We start from the raw sequence: 20,618 nt of genomic DNA on the forward strand, positions 1-20,618 counted from the left end.
ATGGCTGACACGCGGACCCGTCTGCCGCCAGAGGCCCCGCGGCAGCGCGGCATCATCCGCCGTATCCGCCGGGCCATCGCCACGGCGCTGCGCGTTGCCGAACGCGCCGTTGATGAGCGCGTCGAGCAGGCTGAGCAGGCTCAATCCGCAGGTCCTGATCAGGTGCGCCATTTCAGCGAGCAGCTCAGCAGCGAACTTGAACTGGCGCTTCCCGCGATCCGGCAACCCCTTGCTGAGCAGTGGTGGCAGCAGGCCACGCCCCAGCGGATAGGCGCCGCCTGGGAGATCACCGCCAGCTGGGCGGGGATCGGTGAACCGTACGCTGAAGCGGCCCTTGACCATCTGAGTCAAGAAACCTTTCGTCGGTACGGCATCGCGGTCGACGTGCGGACGCCGGCATCGCAAGTCGTCGCGCTCTTGGCCCGCGCCGCCGGCACCGCGATGGCTCCCGTCGAACCGGATCACCGCGCGGTCAGCCTGGTCATGCGCGACACCCTTTACGGGACGTTGATCGCTCAGCAGCTCGACCGTGCGCTACAGCCGGGTATCGCCCCGGAGCAGTTCGCGGCCGAACAGCTGCTGGGCTACGCCACCACGCTGGCGCAGATCAGCGGCCGCTCCCCCTCGCACCTCCTCAGCGACCGCTACGTCATCGAGGTACATGAGGGCTCTGACATCACCGGTCAGGCCCGCTACACCCTGGCCGGGAATCACGCTCACGATGTCCAGCAGCAGCTTCTGCGCCGCCGTACCCAGGTATTGGCCGGTGCGCCCGCCCCACCGCATGAGCTGAGAAACGCGCTGCTGGCCGAACAACACCGTCTCCAGCAGCGCATCACCGATCATCTGAACCGCGCGGATGAGCACACCATCGCCGAGCTGCGCGCCGATCAGCTTGACCTCGCCGAGGGCATCCGAGGCGAGTTGGACTATGTCCGGTTGCGACTGCAGGCCGCCGAAGCTGAGATACGGGGCGAAAACGGCACCCACGTCTTCCAAGCGAGCTCGCTGCGTGCCCGCTTCAGCGATGCGTGGTGCGCGAGCGCAACCCCCGACGAGATCAGCGCCGTGTGGCGCTACGTCGCCGCCTGGAGCGTCGGACAGGCCAGAGACGGCATGCTGGTTCACCTGCAAGAACGTATTTTCAATGCGTTCTCTGTCGTTGTCACCGATGTGGAGGTTTCCGCCGATCGGCTCCGCGAGCTGATCGGGCCCGCCGCTGAGGTACGGGACCGGCGCACGATCGAAGCGCTGCAACAGCGAACGCGCCGGATGAGCGAGCCGCCGGCCCCGGCTGATCAACCACCTGTGGCCAGCCCCTCACCGCCCACCCCACCTGAAACCCCGGCGCCGCTCCCGCTCGTGGATCCGCCGCCCCTCACCCTCGGCCAGCCACCCCCGCCCCCCGAGGCGCCGCCGCCGGATGAAAGCGTCGAGCAGCCGGTCGTCGTCACCGGCGCTCCCGCATCGATGCCCGCGATCGTTAATCCTGCCGCGGTGGATGGCGATGTCGCCGAGCCCACCCCGCTTGTCGTCGTGCCCGCTGAGGATGGTGCGGGGCAGACGGATACCGCCGAGCAGACGGTGGTGGCCCAGCAGCCGACACCGCGCCTTGACCCGGCACAGCAGAGCGACGCGGCGCGCATCGATCCCCCCGCCGGACCCGAACCGGTAGCGACCTTTCCCCCTGCGACGGATCAGCAGATTGCCCGCGCTCTGGAACACCTGGGCCTGGCCAACCCCGGCTGGATCACCGCGCTGGTCGAAGCACAGCCCATCGACGGCTTCAACGACCCGTCCATCAGCTTTCGCCCCCTGGACGATCCGGACACCATCATCGAGGTGGAGGCCCACCCTGACCACGGGGTGGTCATCGAAGTGGCGTCCGCCACCGGACTGCAGGTCAGCGAAATGCCCTGGGATGTGGTCCGCGCCTGGCTGGAGCCGGGCATGACCTCAACTCGCCAGGAGATCTTGCGCGCCAGCATCGGGCTCCGCGATCGCTTTGCGCAGGCTGATGATGAGTTCACCGCGGTCAACCGGCAGGCGGCACAGACCGAGCTCGCGCGGATCACACGTACCGCCTGGACCGCCATCACGCACGGCGCCGCTTCCGCGGGCGATCCAGACCACCGCGACGCCATCGCCGAGCAGCAGACCATCGACGCACAACGCCTACGACAGCTGGCCGAGGCCTTGAGGCCTCGCACCACCAAACCACTGTCACAGCTTCAGGCCGGCGACGCGCTACCGGCTCCCACCGAGGACGTCACCTCCGTTCCCCCGGCCGAGGGAGCGATCACACCTCACCACGCCGATGCGCCTTCGCGTGCGAGGCCGGAGCCAACGCCCCCGCCGCCCCACGCGGAACCCGCTGCGGACCCCGCAGAGCTCCCGAACGCGCGGGTATCGGCACCGCAATCTCGGCCAGTTCCCAGGAGACCTTCATCTGACCCGGGCGAAAGGTCTCCAGCCAGCGCGCCTGCTGGCCCCCTGCTCCCGGCCGGGGAGGTACCGCAGTCCACGCTTCCGCAGCAGCGCGCGGACCCCCTGGCCGGGCACCAATCAGCCACCGGCGAAGAACGCATCACCACCCCGGCGGACCCCCCGCAACCGCACCCCCCAGCACAAGATGCTGATGCACCAGCACCGCCCAAGCTCGGTGACCGTGTGCCCGGCACCGCATCACCGCAGACACCCCAAGAGCGGGTGGAGCGGGCCGGCTCCCGAGACATCACCGTTGACGAGATCGGTGACCCTCCTCAGCCTGCCACCGCTCTCCCCCACGACGCCACCCAGCATCGCCTCCCCCCGGACGCCTCCAGCCTTTCCAATGTTGCGGATCGCAGCGGCGCGGCAGCTGATGCCCCGCCGCCCGCCGTGGTCCCAGGCGCGGCCGCTGGTTACGACCTACCGCCTCAGCCCAGCGCGCCCTCCGACCGGCAAGTCACCCTCGCGTCACCCAGCCCACCATCGCGGCCCGACAGCCCCGTCACCCCAGAAACCAATGCCTCCTCCAGTGACAGCGTCGCCGAACGCGATGCCGACACCCTGGAGAACCTGCAGGGCCCTCCGTCGTCATCGAGCTGGTTCACCAGCCTGTTCAACGCCCCCTTCCGGTCGCTCGGAGTACGTGAGGAGGACTTGGCCGCGATCGACCTACTGGCCAATCGAGCGCTGGCGCATCGCGGGTTGCGTCAGGCCAGCGCTGAGCTGGAGCATCGCGACTTCACCAACAGGATCTTCTCCATCTGGTTCACCGACCAGATCCGTACTCCCGACGAGCGCATCCCTGAAGCGTTGCGCACCTACTACTTCCGCTACAAAGGCGTCCAGGAACATCTCTATATGCGCCTGGCCGGCTACCTGCGTGGCGCTTGGCAGCGCACTCCCCTGCCCGCTGACTCCTCACCCGACACCGTCGCCATCCCGATCAGTGATGAGCGCACCGATCGAATCCTGCGCGGGCTGCGCGATACCTACGCCTACGGTCACAACCTTGTTTTCCACGACGACGGCCGCATCCATGTCTACGTCTCCCTCCAGGGCGACACCCTCCCCCTCGACTTGGCCGCCGAACGCTACGCCCCCGACCTCGGTATCCGCTCTGCCCGGCTCACCAATGCCGATATCACCACGGCGCTGACCCGCTTCAGCCGACGCTGGTTCGCCGACCTGATTCGCGCCGCCGACGATCCTGGCACCACCGGCGCGCTGTTTCCTGGATGGACCAGCCACCGGCGTACCGCCGCTGAACCCGACCCCGGAGCCGTTGAAGACCTCCGCGCCGACGTCAGCGGCCTCACCATCCAGATTGAGACCGCCGACAGCACCCACTTCGGTAGGCGTCGTTGGGTCACCCTGCTGCCTTGGCTCAGTACCGCCGCCCCCGATAATCAGTGCCGTATCCTGCTCGCCGCCGACGCTGCGTTGTCTCAATACCATGAGCACCGCGATCACTTCGCCCTCAACGGCCAAGTCGACCTCCGCGACCAGGCCATCACCGAACTGACCCAGATTTTCGACACCGCCCGACAGGCCATCACCGTGGCCACCACCGACGCCGGCCCACTGGTCGGATTCAGCGCGGCGGTGCCGAGCCTGTTCGATACCAACGACCCCGATGCCGAAGCTGCGGCCACTGAGCTCGCCTTGGCCCGGATCAATCATCTGACCACGGTCCTGCCTGCTCAGCCCACCACTGAGAAGCGCTTGTCTCAGCTTCAGCTGGATGACGTCGTTGACAGGCCTGGGCGGAGGGCTCCGTTCGTCGTCACTGAAGAGCCCGCTGAGATCGGTGGGCGTTGGACCGTCACCGGCACCGTTCTGGCCGACGGAACTGGTGATGATCTTGTCGGGTGGCGCCCTTACGAAGGCGATCCCAACACCGATCCATCCGTGATCGTGTTGAACTTGCCGGGTTCGCTCGTCGGCATCATCACTGCCGTCCCGGGCCAGAGTGCCCCTGTCCCATCAGTTGAGGTCCTCGATCACGCGACCTCGGGGCAGTCCAGCCCTTCGTCCAGCCCTCCGGACTCGGTGTCGCAGATTGCGGTTCTCGAACCGTCCCAGCAAGACGATCCCGAAGCTCCGGCCGATAGCGCACCGGATGTCTCCGCGGCTGCTGTTGGCGGGCTTGGGCTCCCGGCCGGGGGCCGCTTTACCGACATCGATCAGGTCCGGGCCCACCTGGCCTCTTATCCCGCTCAGGCGATGCCACCACGGCGCGAACCGCGATGGCAACGCGGGAAACGCGAATCTGATCAGGGCTACGCCGCTCGGATCAAGCGGACCCGCGATCACCTGAAACTGATCGCTAACAGTGAGGAGATGGTCTTCTCCCCGGGTGGCCACCTCATTGTCTACAAGCACGGCGAGCTGTTCGGCATCGCCGCCGCCTTCAGCGGCTGGAACCTGACCAACGTCTGGGCCACTCGCAATCCCTTCGCCCCCTGGAGCATCGGCCAGGTCGTCGAACTCGCCGGACTCATCGAACAGAAACTGGCCGACAAAGAGGGGGTGCCCTTCCCCTGGCATTCCCCTGATCACCTTCAACTGATCACCTCCTGGGGCAACCGCTACGGCCACAAGATCGATTTGTCCCTATGGTTGGTCACCAACGGTGCGATCGACCGCCATGACACTGACGGGCTGAGCAGTCGTGACCGTGCCGAGGTCGTGGCCGCGGCACGTGCAGACGTGGTGGACCTGCACGCCAGCCACCTGCGCGTCGGAGACCAGCTGTGGATGGAAGCTGTCAGTCAAAGCGGGAAGCAGCAGCCGTGCGAAGTGATCCGCCTGGTGTCCCGAGCGAGCATGCCCGATCTCGATGAGTCCATTGACTATCTGATTGAGGTTGCGCTTCCTGCCCGCCGCCGCACCACCAGCAGCAGCAAGGCTATGACGACCCATCTGATCGGGTGGTCGAACGACCGTCTCGCTTGCGTCAACGTGGCGCGTGCCCAAGAGATAGACGCTGGCACCTACGTTGCCTCGCCACTGACGGACCTCGATTTCACGGCTCCGCCGATTCCTGATGCGACCGCGAGCGTCGCCGCGGAGGTAGGCCATGGCCAACATGTTGCTTTCCCGGACCCGGCGCTACCGGTCCGCTGGCTTTACGGATTGGCCTATTTCCCCTCCTACACCGCCGACGGCAAGATACAGATCCCTATCCACGAGGGCGACACGGGCCTGTACTTCCACACCGTGGATCCTGATACCCCGATCTGGGTCGCTGGCCGGGGCCGGAAGGGCTTCGACAAGCCCAGCCCTTACATCGACCCCAACCGGCGGCGCGGTCCCAACCGGCGGCGCGATGCTGAATCCAATGCGCTGACACTGTTCGAGGGTCTCGAGGAAGAAGCCGAGGACGGTGTCGATCTTGATGAGTTTGAGGGCGACCTCGATCTCGAAGAAGAACTCGAAGACGATCCCGAGGTCGATGGTCTCTTCGACATCCTCGCAAATGACCTCGGCGTCGGAGATGAAGAGCAACCCGAACCCGCTGTTCTTGACGGCGTCGCTCTTCAGCAGGCCGTATCGGACGCGCAAACGCCCACGAACGCCGCAGATAGGGTGCCGGCCGCCGAACCGCCGCCAAGGGCTGAGCCCACCGACGCCGCAGTTCAAGTCCTAACCCTTGCCCAACGTGCTGATGACGCCGACCCTGCCGACCGCGCTGACGGCCAAGACGTCGAACTGGACGGTGATGGTGCCGCCGAGGACGAACAGAAACGAATCGTAGCCGCCCCGGCCGCCGATAGTTCCTCTGATCTTTCTGGCCGGCCCGCCGCCGATATTCCATTTGCGCCGGCGATGTCCGACGGGTCGATTGCTGCCCCAACGCCCCTGGCCGCTTCGCCTACCGATGTCGACATCTGGTACGCGCTCACCGCGCGAGGAGCGAACTTCCTCGCCGACCTGGTGCGCAGTATCGACGATCGCCGAGCGCTCAACCATCAGATTTCTAGTCAGGGAGGCAGCGTCGGGCACCGCGCTGGCGGCCCTGAACCGGATGCGTGGGAAGCCATCCACACTCGCTCTCAAGGCCTCGAGATCGAGGTCCGTCACGCTGCCGACGGAGACCGAAAAGGGCTCATCTCCTGGCAACACCTACGGCAGTGGATCAGCGCAGGCCTGGATGCCCCCTCACGTGACGTACTGCTAACCGCCCAGCGGGCCGCGGCGCGCTACAGGAGCGCCCAGCCAGCCTTCAGAGCCCTTGGGGAAGAACAGTTACATCGGCTAGCACACACTGAAATCGACAACCTAGGCACCAAGATCGCTACTGAAGTTATCGCACGTGCCCTACATGCCCGTCAGGCCGGACTGCCCTTACCGGGCCTGCTGCCGCGCTATGGCCAAGCTCCGTCGCAGGCGCCGACTTCCCTGTTCGATGCTGGGCAAGATGACACCGGCGATGCCGCGTATGCCCAGCGCGTCGAGCGCCTACAACAGTTCATGGATGTCTTGCCTGCCCGCTGGTATGAACCGACCCCGGTGAGCCGGTTGAAGCCCGGTGATTTCCTTCATCATCCCCTCTACTCCGGCGATCTCTACAAGATCACCACGTCGGCCGTCGATCGTGGGGAGTATTTTGAGGCCCTCGGAGAAATCGTCGGTCGCGGGCAGGTCGTCACCGACCAATGGTTCAAGCACGAGGACCCCGACCCCATAGTCGATGTCCTGGTGTTACCCCAGTCGCTCGAGCCATTGTTCGACCTCGATCAGCAGTCGGCCCTCACGGCCGAGCAGAGCATCGCATCAGGTGGTTTCCTCGTGGAGGAGCCTGCCAGCACCGCAGCCCAGGCCAACGACCACGATGAACGGCCCGAATCTGCGGCCGATCAAACCTCTCCGGCAGCCCGGCGGGCTGCCGGCGACCGCGATGATGACAAGCTCGCCGAAGCTCACAACACGGAGGGGCTGCAAGACCTCAACGCCGACGAACAATCGCAGGCCAAACCCGGTGGATCCGACGGCATTGCCCCTCGATCCGCCATACCGGACCCGCACCTGCCCGCGGCTACTACACGCAGCGTACCGATCGCCGAAACGACATCATCGGCCGAGATCACCGACGTCGATATCTTCTACGCCATCAACGGGCCGCGCTCTCGGTTCATAGCTGCTCTCATCCGCAGCATCGACGACCCCAAGGCGCTCAATGATGTGATCTCCGGGCAGGGCGGATCCGGCGGTATCCGTTCCGGCGGCCCAGAGCCTGGCCTAATCCGGTCAATTCAGAATCGCCGCAAGGGGCTAGAGATCGAGGTCAAGGCCCCTGGAGGCACCCGGCAGGGAATCGTGCCTTGGCGCAGGCTGGGGCAATGGATCGCACTCGGCCTCGATCCCTACACGCGGGACGCGTTCTTGACCGCCTCCTCGTTGGAGACCCGGCTTAGATCATCGTCTGGGCTGTTCTATGAAATGGGCGAAACCCATCTGAACGTGATGGCCGAAAAGGAGGTCGAGGCCTTCCTTCGCGAGCTCACGGACACCATCACCGAACGGGCCCTGCAGAGGCGCCAGGCAGGATCGCCCTTGCAGAAACCGGTCCGTCGCTCCACTCTCACGACCCCTGAACCAACCGCCCTATCGTTCGACGTCGGCGACGCCGTCGCGCCGGACAATCCCTACGCCGCCCGCATGCAGCGTTTGCATGAGATTGCTGCTGTCTTTCCCGATCGCTGGTACGACTCCACGCCGCTGAGCCAGGTCCAGCCCGGATGCGTCCTCAGGCGTTCCGGCCACTTAGGTGGCCTGTACCGAGTCTCTCAGCCCGGCGTCGACCATGGCGAGTACATCGAATTCACCGGTGAATTGATCAAGAATGGAAAGGTCGTCACTGACCGCCGGTACAAGAGCCACGTCACGGTGGACGTTCAGCTGTTGCCGCAATCACTTCAGCCATTGTTCGACCTCGATCAGCAGCCGGCTCTCACTGCTGAGGCGAGCGCCGCACCGGCAGGATTTCTCGCTGAGAAGCCTGCCAATACCGCCGTCCACGCTCAAGACGGTGGCTCACCCGGATTGGCAGCTGATCAGGCTCCCGCGGCAGTCCAGCGGGCTGACGACACGGCCTTCGATGACGATGAGCTCGCCGCAGTCCACCACAACGAGGGGAGGCAAGAACCCGGCGGTATCGAGCTTGCGGACATCGGTGCCAGGGAGAACGGAAGCGATCAGCAGGAACGCCAGCTCACGTCGGAAAATCCGGCACCTGCGTCTGCCCCGTCACCGTTGTCACCGATCACACCGGCTTCCGCCACTCCCGCTCGTGCTCGTAGCGCAGGCGATGCCACAGCGCTGACCAATACCGATATCTACTACACGATCAAGAGTCTCGACGACCATTTTCTGGCCACTCTGGTCCGCAGCATCGACAACCGAGGCGCCCTCGCGCAGGTGATTTCCAGGCAAGAAGGCTTCAGCGTCCACCGCTCCGATGACGCTGAACCCGAGGTTCGGCACTCTGGCCAGGTTCAGCGCAAAGGAGTGAACACCGAAGTCCGATCCCCCGCCGGTATCCGCGGCGGATTGCTGTCGTGGAACCGGCTACGACAGTGGGTGGCATCCGGCTTGGACCAGCGCTCTCAGCAATTACTGCTGGATGCCGATCGGATGGTGCTCCGCTACGCCCTCGCACGCAAAGGCTTTCGAGCTCTGGGCGAAACCAGCCTGCACGCTGCAGCAGAACGCGAGATCCACACCGTGCTCCTCAGCGCACGAGACGCGATCCTTGACCGCGCGCTGTACGCCCGCCAAGCCGGTATTCCTCTGGCCGCACTGGTTCGCCGAGCACGCAACGATCCTGAGCCCACCGCCACGCTGTTTGATCCGGGCCCCGAGAACGGCCCGAATGAGAGCCACCCCGCGCTAACCGCAATTCATTACCTACAGCAGCTGGATAGCGTCCTGCCCCCGCAGGTAGATGAGAATGTTCCTCTCAGCCAGCTGGTGATCGGGGATTTCCTGGAGCATCCCGGATATCCCGGCGACACATTTCGCTTGACCGCCCTGCCCCAGGATCGTGGAGACTACTTCGACCTCCCCGGTGAACTGCTCCGCCAGGCTGGCGTAGTCCCCTTCCGCCTGCATAAGCACCTCAGCCCCGACCCGCCCGTGCGGCGGATCCTACTGCCCACGTCCCTGGCGCTATTCGTCCCTTCCCCGCAGATCGCCGCAGACCCCGAGCCCGCGAGCCCTGCACTCGAACCCGCCGTCACCAGCGTCGGCGATGCGGTGGCCTCGGCCGCACTCCACCCGACACCTGGCTTGTTCGACCCAGCCACCCACGAGCGGATCACTCAGGCTGCCGTCGAGCTGCAGCAGGCGCTACGCGCCGCTCCCCCGGTCGACATTGAGCCGGCTCTGGGCGTGTTCCTGGAGGCCGCCACGGCCACCGTCTCCGCGCCCGCCGATGATCCTCATCGCGAGGAGCGCAATCGCCTGACCGAAGCCGCTTATGCGAACAACACTGACTACGGCGTCGCGCTGGCGATCCGGATCGCGGCGGCCTACGGCATGCCCACGGGTCCGATCGAGCACTACGGGCGCACGCTCGATCAGACCTCCAGCGGGCGGAGGTTTCGAGGACTGGCCGCACGCATCGCGGAGATGGAAACCCGCGGCGGCGTCGAGCTGGACGGTACCGGCTGGAGCGCGCTCGCCCGAACCGACCTTGGCCAGCCGACCGCCCTGATCTCCCTACTCGCTCTGGGCGAGATCTTGCGCCGCCGTGGACGATCCGGCCCGCCACCCGGGGCGATCACCGGTGTCGAATTCGCCCGATCTCTCGCCACCGATCCTGAGCAGCTGCCGCGCGCCTGGACAATCGACCATGACGGCCTGGACGCCGCCATCACCTACGCCGGCCACCGCCGCGTCCTCAGCAGCCACGAGGCGGACTTCGCCGGCGCGGAAGAGACCTGGGTGCAGGTCAGACACCGACTGCGCCTCATCGCCGCTCAACGCGCCGCGCAGGTCACGGCCCAAGGCATAACACGGGTCCTCACCCATCTGGCCATCGCACCGCACCAGCACATCATGGCGTTGATGCCGGAGCTGACACCGCAGGTGCAGGCGACGATGACCCACACCGCGTACGCACACGCTCAGGGGCTGCAAACCAGCGACGACGACGCCCTGCACCGCTACGCGATCACGCTGCATGCCAAAGTCGACCACCTGATCGACTCCGACGATCTCACTCAGGACGACCAGCGGGCCGGTGCTCGAGAAATTGGCTTTCAGCTCATCGGCTGGGACGCCGCAGCCGCGCGCATTACCGCAGCTGATCCGACGCGCGACCCGCAGCCCAGCGCCGCCTACCTGGCCGGTACGCGCCTGGCCCGGGCGCTATATCACGCCCCCGAGGACCTGGCATACCATCCCCTAACCGACGCGGACCCGCAGACCTTAAGTGGAGCGGCGGACTATGCCAGGGCCCGTAATGATCTGGGACGACCGCGTCCGGCAGGCACCGCCTGGATACCCGCCGCCCGGCGATGGACCGCGCTGGCCAGCTATCTGCACCAGCTCACCGAGCCCAATCCCAGCATGCTGGCCCCCACCGAGCTCGCGCAACTCCTCAACGCCACCGTCACCATCGAAGAGGCGGCAGGCGACGACGCCAACCCGACCAATCCAGTCCTCCAGCCCGGGGCGCCGTTCGGCCTTGAGACCCAACTCTTTGACCCCGCCACCGACGAGCGACTCCTGCAGAGCATCACCAAGCAGCTGGGCCACGTACAGGCCCGTCGTGGCCTCGACCTGAGCGCTCAGCGGCTGCGAGGGATCGCTGAGCGTCTATCCATCACAGAGCTACCGGGCCCGTTCTCCTTCACCCAGGAGGATCAGGCCTCCATCGCCGCGGCGGTCCCGGAGTACATCTCCGGCCTGTTGAATGCGCCCGACAAAGACTGGCACCAGGACCTGACGGACCTGCACGCTCTGATCGACAACCTCGCTGAGGCGTCGCAGATCACCCCGCCGCGTCGCCAGGAGCTACAGCGCGTAATCGCCGCACGGTTGTGTGCGTGGGATGCGGCGCTGGGCCAGCTGCAGGCCGCCCAGCCCGCTCGCCGTTCGCTGCCGTCCCGGGCCTACCGCGATGGTGTCCCTCTGGTCCGGCACCTGCATGTCGAGGACCCCACAGGGGAGATTTTCACCGCCATACGGCACACGATCGACCTGCCTACCCTGCTGGGCGCCGCCGACTACGCCAACGCCCGATGGCGACAAACCGATGACCTGCCTGATCAGCCGGGCACCGGCGCCGGAAACCGGTGGCACGCCTTGGGCGCTCGCCTGTGGGACCAGGCGGACCTGGAGCCCGACCAGCGAACCGACGACATCACCGCGCCCCCCGTCGCCTTGTCGGCCACAGACCCGACACAGCAACAAGCCAACCAACCGGACCCCCCCCGCTACTCCCCCGGCTCCGCAATCTTCGACGACGCCACAACCGAGCATCTGAAGCAGTCGGCTCGCCAATTGGAGCTCGCCCTGCGCGAGGGCACCGCCGCCGATATGGACACCACCTACCAGTCCTTTCGCAGCATCATCCAATCCGCTGTGGCCGCCAGCACCTCATCCGGCTACCGTCCGTCGGCCATCGAAGCCGACCGGATGCTCTACTACTCGGCCAACGCCTACAACGAGCGTGCCGTCCAACTCATCACCACGGTCGCGGCTGCCTACGGGCTGGACGAGGCTGCCATCGAGCCATACATCTCCCGCCAGGACCACCGGCCGGTGCCGTTGGGGTTGGAGGGGGTCGCGGCTCTTGCCCAGCGGATGGGCTCCTGGAGCGAGGACAAGGTCGACGCGCTCGCCATGGGCCTGCACGCCGACCACCACATCGAGCGGGCCATTGATCTGCAAACACTGCTCGCCCTGTCGGTCATTCACCCCGATGGACCTGAGCGGGAATACCTACTCGGCAGTGAGTTCGCCCGTGCCTGCTACCGCGAAGACCTCAGCCGAGCATGGTCGACGCATGAGCAGACCATCCAGGGCGCCCTGGACTATGCCCGCATCCGGGCCGAGGTTCTCACCGGTCGCGCTGATCTCGATCCCACCGGCTGGGCCCATCTGGCCGATGGCCTGCAGCGCATCCGCGACTGGCGTCAAACGATGCTGGACGTCGAGCGCATCCAGGCGGTCGCTGGCCGGCTCCAGCTACCCGATCCGCCCATCCAGGCGCTCGACACCGGGTATGCGCCTCGCCTCGCCATAGCCACCACGGCGCGCACTCACCTCGCCCACCTGATGACCTTGTCCGATACCGACCTGCAGGTAGAGGCCATGGGCCTGCATGCTCTGCTGGACCACTACGATCGCGCGCCCGGGCTGGACTCTGGACGGCGCACAGAAATCGCCGCTGACGCGCTCGCCCGACTGATCGCCTGGGATGCGGTCCTCCTACACGCTGAGGCCACCCACCCCGACCGGCCCATGATCGCCGGCCCCGCCTACCACGCTGGTATCGCGCTGGCCCGGCGCCTGCGCGTGGAGGACCGCGACGAGGAGACGTTCGCTGCCACGGTTCACGCCGCCGATCGTGATGCCCTGATCGGAGCCGCCGACTACGCCCACGCCCGCGCGGTCGATCGTGCCGTCTTTCCCGCCGGGCCCGAGCCGAAGGCCGAAGGACAGCGCTGGCAAGAGATCGCCACCCGCATCCAGGCCGCCCTAGGGATCACCCCTGAGCAGCGTCCCGAGCTGCTGGGCCGCCCGCTCAGCGACCTTCCCCGCCCCGACCCCCTTCCCTTGACCGGCGTAAGCGGTCCGGCCGCCGCGCAGCCGAGCCCGCGCGCCGCCGACAGCCAGCAACCGCTCGTTGAGGTCGACCCGGCATCCGAGCCGCCAGAGGCAGCGCCGTTCACCCTCGATCCCGGCCCGCTCTCTCCCGCGGTCCAGCAACGGCTCGCTGAACACGCGCTGGCCTTTCAAGACGCCCTGGACAGCCGCAACGCTGCCCGCATCGATACCAGCTACCAGCAACTGGCCGCCGCGCTACGGGCCGCGGTCACCGATCTGGACCCGTTGCTGGACGCTCCTGTGGTCCGTGACCGCGACCGCGTGCTGCGCCAGGCGCGCGAGGCGGGGGTCGAGGTGGCCGCCGACATCACCCGGCACATCGCCCGAGCCAACGGCGCCACCGCCGCCGAAGCCGAAGGGTTCGCCAACCGGCAGCGCAACACCGTTGAGCCGCTGGTCGGGGTCAGCGGCCTGGTGGAGTTCATGGCCACCAAGACGCCGGCGGAACTGGATAAGTCCGCCATGGTCATGCGGGCCCAACTGGACGTCGGCCTAACCTCCAACGAGGTCGCCCTTCCGGTGCTGTCGGTGGTCCAGACCCAGCCACCCAGCGCCGCCTACCTGGCCGGCGCCGAGCTCGCCCGGACCCTGCACCTCCAACAGCGCCTGGACGACGCCTGGACGATGGACGAGGAGAGCCTGCGCGGCGCCGTGGACTACGCCCAAGCGCGCGTGGACCTCGGCCCCAACTACGCGGCGGCCGAAGCTTCCGCCTGGATGCCGACCCGTGACCACCTGGCGAACATCTGGGACCACCGCCGCCCCGCGCTCGAGGAAGCACACCGCGAGGCCGAAGCCAACGTCAGCGACGCCGACCCCGGCGCTACGACGCCAGCGGACGCCCCGCGGTTCTTCCCCATGCCCGGAGTATTCGCGGCGCCTGTCCACGAGCAGCTCAGCACCGCCGCCACCGCCTACCAGCGCGCATTGGACAGCCGCAATCCAGCACAGATCGATAGCGCCTACAGCGATCTGGCCGCCGTGGTGCGTGAAGCGCTCACCACGCTGGCCCCGGGACCCGGCGACCGCGAAGCCGCCGAACGCGACCGGATCCTGCGCCCCGCCCGCGACGCGGGCGTGCACGTGGGCGCGGACATCATCCGGCAGACGGCGCTGCTCAACGGAGCCAGCCCCGACGAAGCCGAGACCTTGGCCCAACAACAGCTGACGGCCAACGAACCGCTGCGCCTGGCGCGCCAGCAGGTCGGATCCATGACCGGCCACACCCAGAACCAGCTCGATGCCACCGCCATGTATCTGCGGGCCCGCCTGGACACCGGCATGACCGTCGATGAAATCATCCTCGCGGGCCTGTCGGTGGTGCAATCGACCCCACCCAGCCCCGAATATCTGGCCGGTGCCGCACTCGCCCGGCAGATGCACGCCACCGGACGCCTGGATGCGGCGTGGACCAGCGCACCGCAGACGCTACGCGCCATCGTGGACTACGCTGCCGCACGCGCTGACATCGGCCCCGACTACCGGCCCGCCGACTCCCCTTCCTGGATCCCTCTGCGCGATCGTCTGGCACTGATCTCTGAGCAGCGGCGCTTCGACATGGACACCGACCGGCTGCAGCGGATCGCCCAGGCCATCTTCATGCCCGAACCTCCCACCGACGCCCTGCCGTTCTTCACCGACGTCGAGCGCACCTCAGCGGCCGAGGCGGTGCGCGGCCGCGCCAACGAGATATGGGGAATGAGAGACGACGAGCTGCACTATGAGGCGCTGCGCCTGCAGGCAGCCGTAGAACACCTTCGTCGCTGGCCACAGATCCCCCCGGCCGATCGCCGCACCCACCTGCATCGTGAACTGCTGGTGCGCTTCCCCAGCTGGGACATGGTCACCGGCCGCGCCGCCCTCCACGACGGCCGTAGCCCGCTGCCCAGCGCCGCCTACCTCGAGGGGATCGCGCTGGCCAAAGACCTCTACGCTCAGCGGCTGGACGGCCCGGCCATCGTGGCCCACATCCGTGATCTGCCGATGGAAACGCTGCTGGGCGCCTCCAACTACGCCGAAATCCGCTGGGACGCCCAGCCCACCCCCGACACTCCCGAATGGCCTCGCGAGGTACGCCGCTGGCGACACATCGGTGACCAGATCCGCATGCACGCCGGCATCCTGGCCGAACCCGAGATCGACCTCCAGGCGCTGTACGGCGACAACCCCGGCCCCAACATTCACCCATACGAGTCCGAACTGGACGTTGAGCTCCAGCGGACCTGGCACGCGCTGCACGGCTGTGAACCTGCTAACTGCGACCTCGGCGATCTCGATGACGACCGCGCCGACGCCTTGCGTTACGCACTGGATGTCGACACCCATCTGGGCCAGCTCGGCATCGCCACCGGCAGCCACGCCGTGGTGTGGCACGCCGAAACGCGCGACCTCGCCGTGCAGTGGCAACCCGCTCCCGGCGAGCTGCCGTGGAACCTGACGGTGGCTGCCAACTCCGCCAACCTTCAGGTCTTTCGCGGCGACTTTTGGATAGTTAACGTCTTCATTGGCGGGCCGGACACCGTTCCCGCCGCGCACGCTGCGCAGGCCTTCCATACCGCTCTCCTCGACCGCGCCGGCCTGGTCGCCGTCGGCGCCGCATTGCCCGAGGCCACCGCGGCGCCGCTGGATGAACCCGCCCCGGCAGGCCCCAGCGCGCACGAGCAGGTCGAGCAGATCCGTGCCCGCCTGGCCGCGCTCCCTGCCGAAGCTCTGCCCTCGCGCCGCCCCGCCGGAGCTCAGACACCAGCAGAGAGCGAACACGACTTCGCCGAGCGGCTGTCGCGGGTGCGCGACCGCCTCACCCTGGTGGCCGAAAGCCCGTATCTGGCGCCTACCCCTGGCGGGCACCTGCTGGTCATCGGCGACGACACCCGGCGCATCGTCACCGCTTTCGCCGGGCTAGGAGTGGTGCCCGAGGTGCTGCTGAAGGACCGCTCCGAGCAGGAGATCGCCGAAATCGCCGCCCGTCTGGAAGCCCACGTGCGCGACGGCGACGGCCAGCCGTTTCCCTGGGCGTCGGCCGACAACCCCGACCACGCCACATGGACATCTGAGCGCGGACTCACCGTGCGCGATGACATCGTGCACCTGATCGCCGGATACGACCGCCAGCACGATCGCGACTCCCTCGCACTCACCCGCGACAACGAGCGCATCTGGGATGTCCACCACGCCCAGCAGGGCCGCCCCCGGGGAAAAATCCGCCGGGAGAACATTCAACGAGGCGACCGGCTACGGATCATCCGCTCCCGGCAACGAGACTGGAACTCCGACGCTCGCGAGGGCATCGTCGATGACGTGCGCCAGCTCGGCGCACAAGGCACCGAAGTCGACCTGATCGACGAAAACGGCACTTCCACCCTCACCCTCACCGCCGAGGACGGCCTGGTTCGGCTCGGCGATCTGTGGGCGCTCCCCGAGGCGTTCACCGCCCAGCCCCACCAGCCGGCGACCGCGCTCCCGCTGTCGCACGAACCTGCTGTACCTGCCGAAACGGGCACCGAGCAGCTGCCGACCGGCCAGCTATCACAGCTCCCTGCCTCGCCACCCGCGCCCGCGCCAGTTTCAGCAGGGTCCGCAGCGCCGCAGCCGCCGGTGGCCGATCGCGACCTCCTTGCGTCGGCCTACCCGCCCGAGAGCGGCGAGGGCGCGATCGAGACGGCGATGAGGCAGCTGATCGACGGGCTGCACCGCGACGACGAGGCGGTCGCGCAGCACGCGCTGACCGACCTGGTGATGCACCTCGTGGCCGCCGCCAATCGATCGATTGGCAACGCGCAACCCGCCGCCCTGCGGCCGAAAGCGGAATTCTCCGGCGCGGTCGAGGGCGCCATGCTGCAGCTCTTGGAGGAGCTGCGCCGTGGCGATGAGGCCGCCACCGCCGACGCCTTGAGCATCGTGCTCACCCTGATCGCTGCGCCGGCCATGTCGTCCCTTGCCGACGACATCAAGCGGAATGCCTCCTGGCCGCAGACCGGCGCAGGGGTTGAGGACCTGACGCCCGCCCGGCGCAGGGACATGCTCACCGACGGTGCCAACCTCATGGCGCGGACATGGCATGGAGGCGACGCGGAGACCTCCAGTAGCACGTTCACCTTCCTGCTGGACGTCATGACGATTGTCGTGACACCGGGGGTCGCCGATGAATCTGCTCCTGAGCGCGAGGCCGCTGAAAGCGTCCGGCAGACCCACGACGCCGATGGTGAGCGCGAGGCGGCCCCGACGGCCGATGCGCCGCAGTCCCCCGCAGCCGCGCAGGTACCGCCCTATGGATTCGAGGCCCAAGCTGAAGCCGCTGAAGCGATCTTGTCGCCACCAACCCGGCACGCTTTCGACAGGACGGATCTACACGTCGATGACTACATCGAGGCCTACGGCACATGGCGCCGCATCCGGCGTCTCAACGATAAATCGATCACTTCCGTCAACGAGGCCGGGGTCTCCCGCCGCCACAACTACTTCGCGGTCGCCCGGGTTCGCCGCCCCATCCCGCAGGGGCATGCCCCCGTCTCCAGCCCGCAGTGGATGCGCCAGGCCTTCACTTTGCCGATCTACGCGCTCGAGTACGCCCGCCGTCAATCAGATGCACAACACCTGACCTACCACGTCTATCGGCGTGGTCACGTGTTCGTCGCCGATGTCGGATCCATCGACCATCCGCACTACGCGGTCGCCAACGGCGTATGGACCCGCGTCATCGACGGCGTCCACCAGCCGGTCTCACGGTCGCCCGCCTGGAAAGAGCTGACCGAGCTCGCCGCGTCTGCCGTGTCCCTCGCCGCTGATGCGGACTTGGAGGGCGCCGATCCGGCGCGGCAGGAGGAGCCGAGCGCGACACCAGATCTAGATCTCCAGCAGGCCTGGCATCGTAGCCACGGGTGCGAGCCGGCCACATGCGTCATCGGCCCGCTGGCCGCCGAGCGGCTGCCGGATCTGCAACGCGCCCTGGACATCGACGACGCCGTGGAGCGGCTGGGCGTACCCAACGGCCTGCACGAGGTCACCTGGGATTCCACCATGCGGGCTTTTGGCGTCAGCTGGAGTGCGAGCCGCCTCGACCGCGACTGGACCCTCTACGTCCACGCCGCAGGCAACGGGATTTTCGCCGTCATGCACGGCTCGGTGTGGGCCGATGCCGGACTCGGACTGACCAGCGACACCCCCGTGCACGAGGCCGCCGCCAGCTTCCACACCTTTTTGATCGAACGCGCCGGACTCCATGACCCCGACCCTGACCGCGCCCTCGCCCTAGCACCGGCCCGGGATCCGCTTTCCTCCCCCACCGCTGATCCCACGACCCAGCCGGAGACCAAGGCTCCGGGCCCGGAGCCGATCCTGGTTCAGCTGTCGCCCACCGTAGACGCAACTGCCGAGGGTGAACCGGCGCCCGCCGCGCTCGACAGCGGCGAGGACCCGCCGGGCCCCGTCACTGGGCCCCTGGCTACCCGAATCATCATCGACGAGCACGGCCTACAGCCCGTGGTGCGCGGCACCCACTTCAAGCTCGACCCTCCGGCGCTGCGACAAGCACTCAAAGACAACCACTTCAACTGGAAGAAAGACCTGACCCATTGGCTTTATGAAGGACCACCCAGCACCAGCGCCCATGCCGTCGCCCAGCTACGCCACACCATCGATGAGCTGGACAGTCGGCACGCTCGCACCGTGGAAGCGGCCAAGGCCAAAGCCGAGTCGGCCAAGGCCAAGCCGTCGTATCCGCCGACCGCCCAGCAGCAGGCCATTATCGATGCCTGCCTGCGAGGCCTCGATGCCGCTGTCCAAGCGCTGGCCGGCACCGGCAAGACCTCTACCTTGCGGCTGGTCGCGCACGCGTTGGCCGAGAGCGCCCCCACCAAGAAGATCATCTATTTCGCCTACAACCGCTCCATCGCCGACGAGGCACAAGCGGCCTTTCCCGACAACGTCACCGCCAACACCTCGCACTCCTTCGCCCGCGCCGGACTGGCCGACGGCCGCTACAAAAACAAGATCAACCAGGTGGGTCAGGGCGTGCGCCTGCCCGCCGACCAAGCCGCCATTTTGGGCATCCCCAAGCAGTTCATCGCCGATGACGAATACGTCTCCGGTGCGGTGGCGGCCCGTTTGGCCATGGCCACCGTGCGTAAATACCGCGAAAGCGGTGATGACGACCTCACCGGCCAGCACCTGCCGCAGGCGGTGAGCGACACTCCTGAACTGGCCACCGCCGTCCTTGGCTACGCCCGCGCCGCCTGGGCTGACATCACCGACCCGGCAGGCAAGCTCCTCTTCGATCACGACGACTACTTAAAAATCTGGGCGTTGAGCAAGCCCCGCCTGCTCTGCGACATGATCTTTTTCGACGAAGCCCAGGACATCAACGGGGTGCTGCGCAGGCTGGTGCAAGACCAGCCGACCCAGACCATCGTGGTCGGCGACTCCAACCAGTCCATCTACAGCTTCCGTGGCGCGATCGACGCGCTGAGGGGCTGGCCCGCTAACGTCACGCTGCCCCTGACGCAAAGCTGGCGTTTCGGCTCCGTGCCCGCCGCGGTCGGCAACCGGTTCCTGACCATGCTGGGCTCGCCGCTGCTGCTGGAGGGTAACCCCCGCCTCAACACCCGCCTGGCACCGGTCGAGGCTCCGGACGCGGTGCTGTGCCGAACTAACGCCGGCGCGATCGGTGAGGTCTTCGACGCCCTGCAATCGGGCAAGCGGGTGGCCATGGTCGGAGGCGGCCAAGCCCTCAAAGACATCGCCCGCGCCGCCCGCGACCTGCAAAAAGGTCGCCGCACCAGGCATCCGGAACTGGCGGATTTCCCCGACTGGGACGCGGTACGCGATCACATCAGGGACGATCCCGACGCCCAGAGCCTGGAAGTGTTCGTCACCCTGGTGGAGCGCTACGGCGCCGAGCAGCTGATCCGGATGCTGGATCAGCTGGTGCCCGAAGACGACCCGGATCCCGATGAGGGACCGCAGGTGGTGGTCTCCACCGTGCATAAGGCCAAGGGCCGGGAATGGGACCACGTCAAGATCGCCAATGACTTCCGGGGCCCCACCTACGACGAGAAGACCAAGGAGATCATCCCTCCGTCGGATGAGGCTCTCCGGCTGGCGTATGTGACCGTCACCCGGGCCCGTAAAACCCTGCAGCTGGGGTCGCTGGGATGGATCTGCGACGACGACGTCGTCGCCGAGGTGATGGCCGCACTGCCGTCCCACTTGCGTAACCGGCCCATCCCGGTCATTCCCGACGCCGACGGCCCGCCTCCCGCCGCGGCGGCGCCGGATCAACTAGATCGCGTATC

The 20,618-nt window shown here is 67.2% G+C and carries 1 protein-coding gene (only partly in view); it reads left to right on the forward strand.

The features are described from left to right. Positions 1 to 20,618, forward strand: partial view of a helicase-like domain-containing protein gene (locus J2853_RS47565; RefSeq protein ID WP_307569538.1) — the 5' portion only. Its footprint extends 10,156 nt past the window's final position; 20,618 of the gene's 30,774 nt are visible here — the first part of the coding sequence; the start codon lies at positions 1 to 3; the stop codon falls past the right edge of the window.

It is taken from the genome of Streptosporangium lutulentum (assembly GCF_030811455.1).
Lineage (GTDB): Bacteria > Actinomycetota > Actinomycetes > Streptosporangiales > Streptosporangiaceae > Streptosporangium > Streptosporangium lutulentum.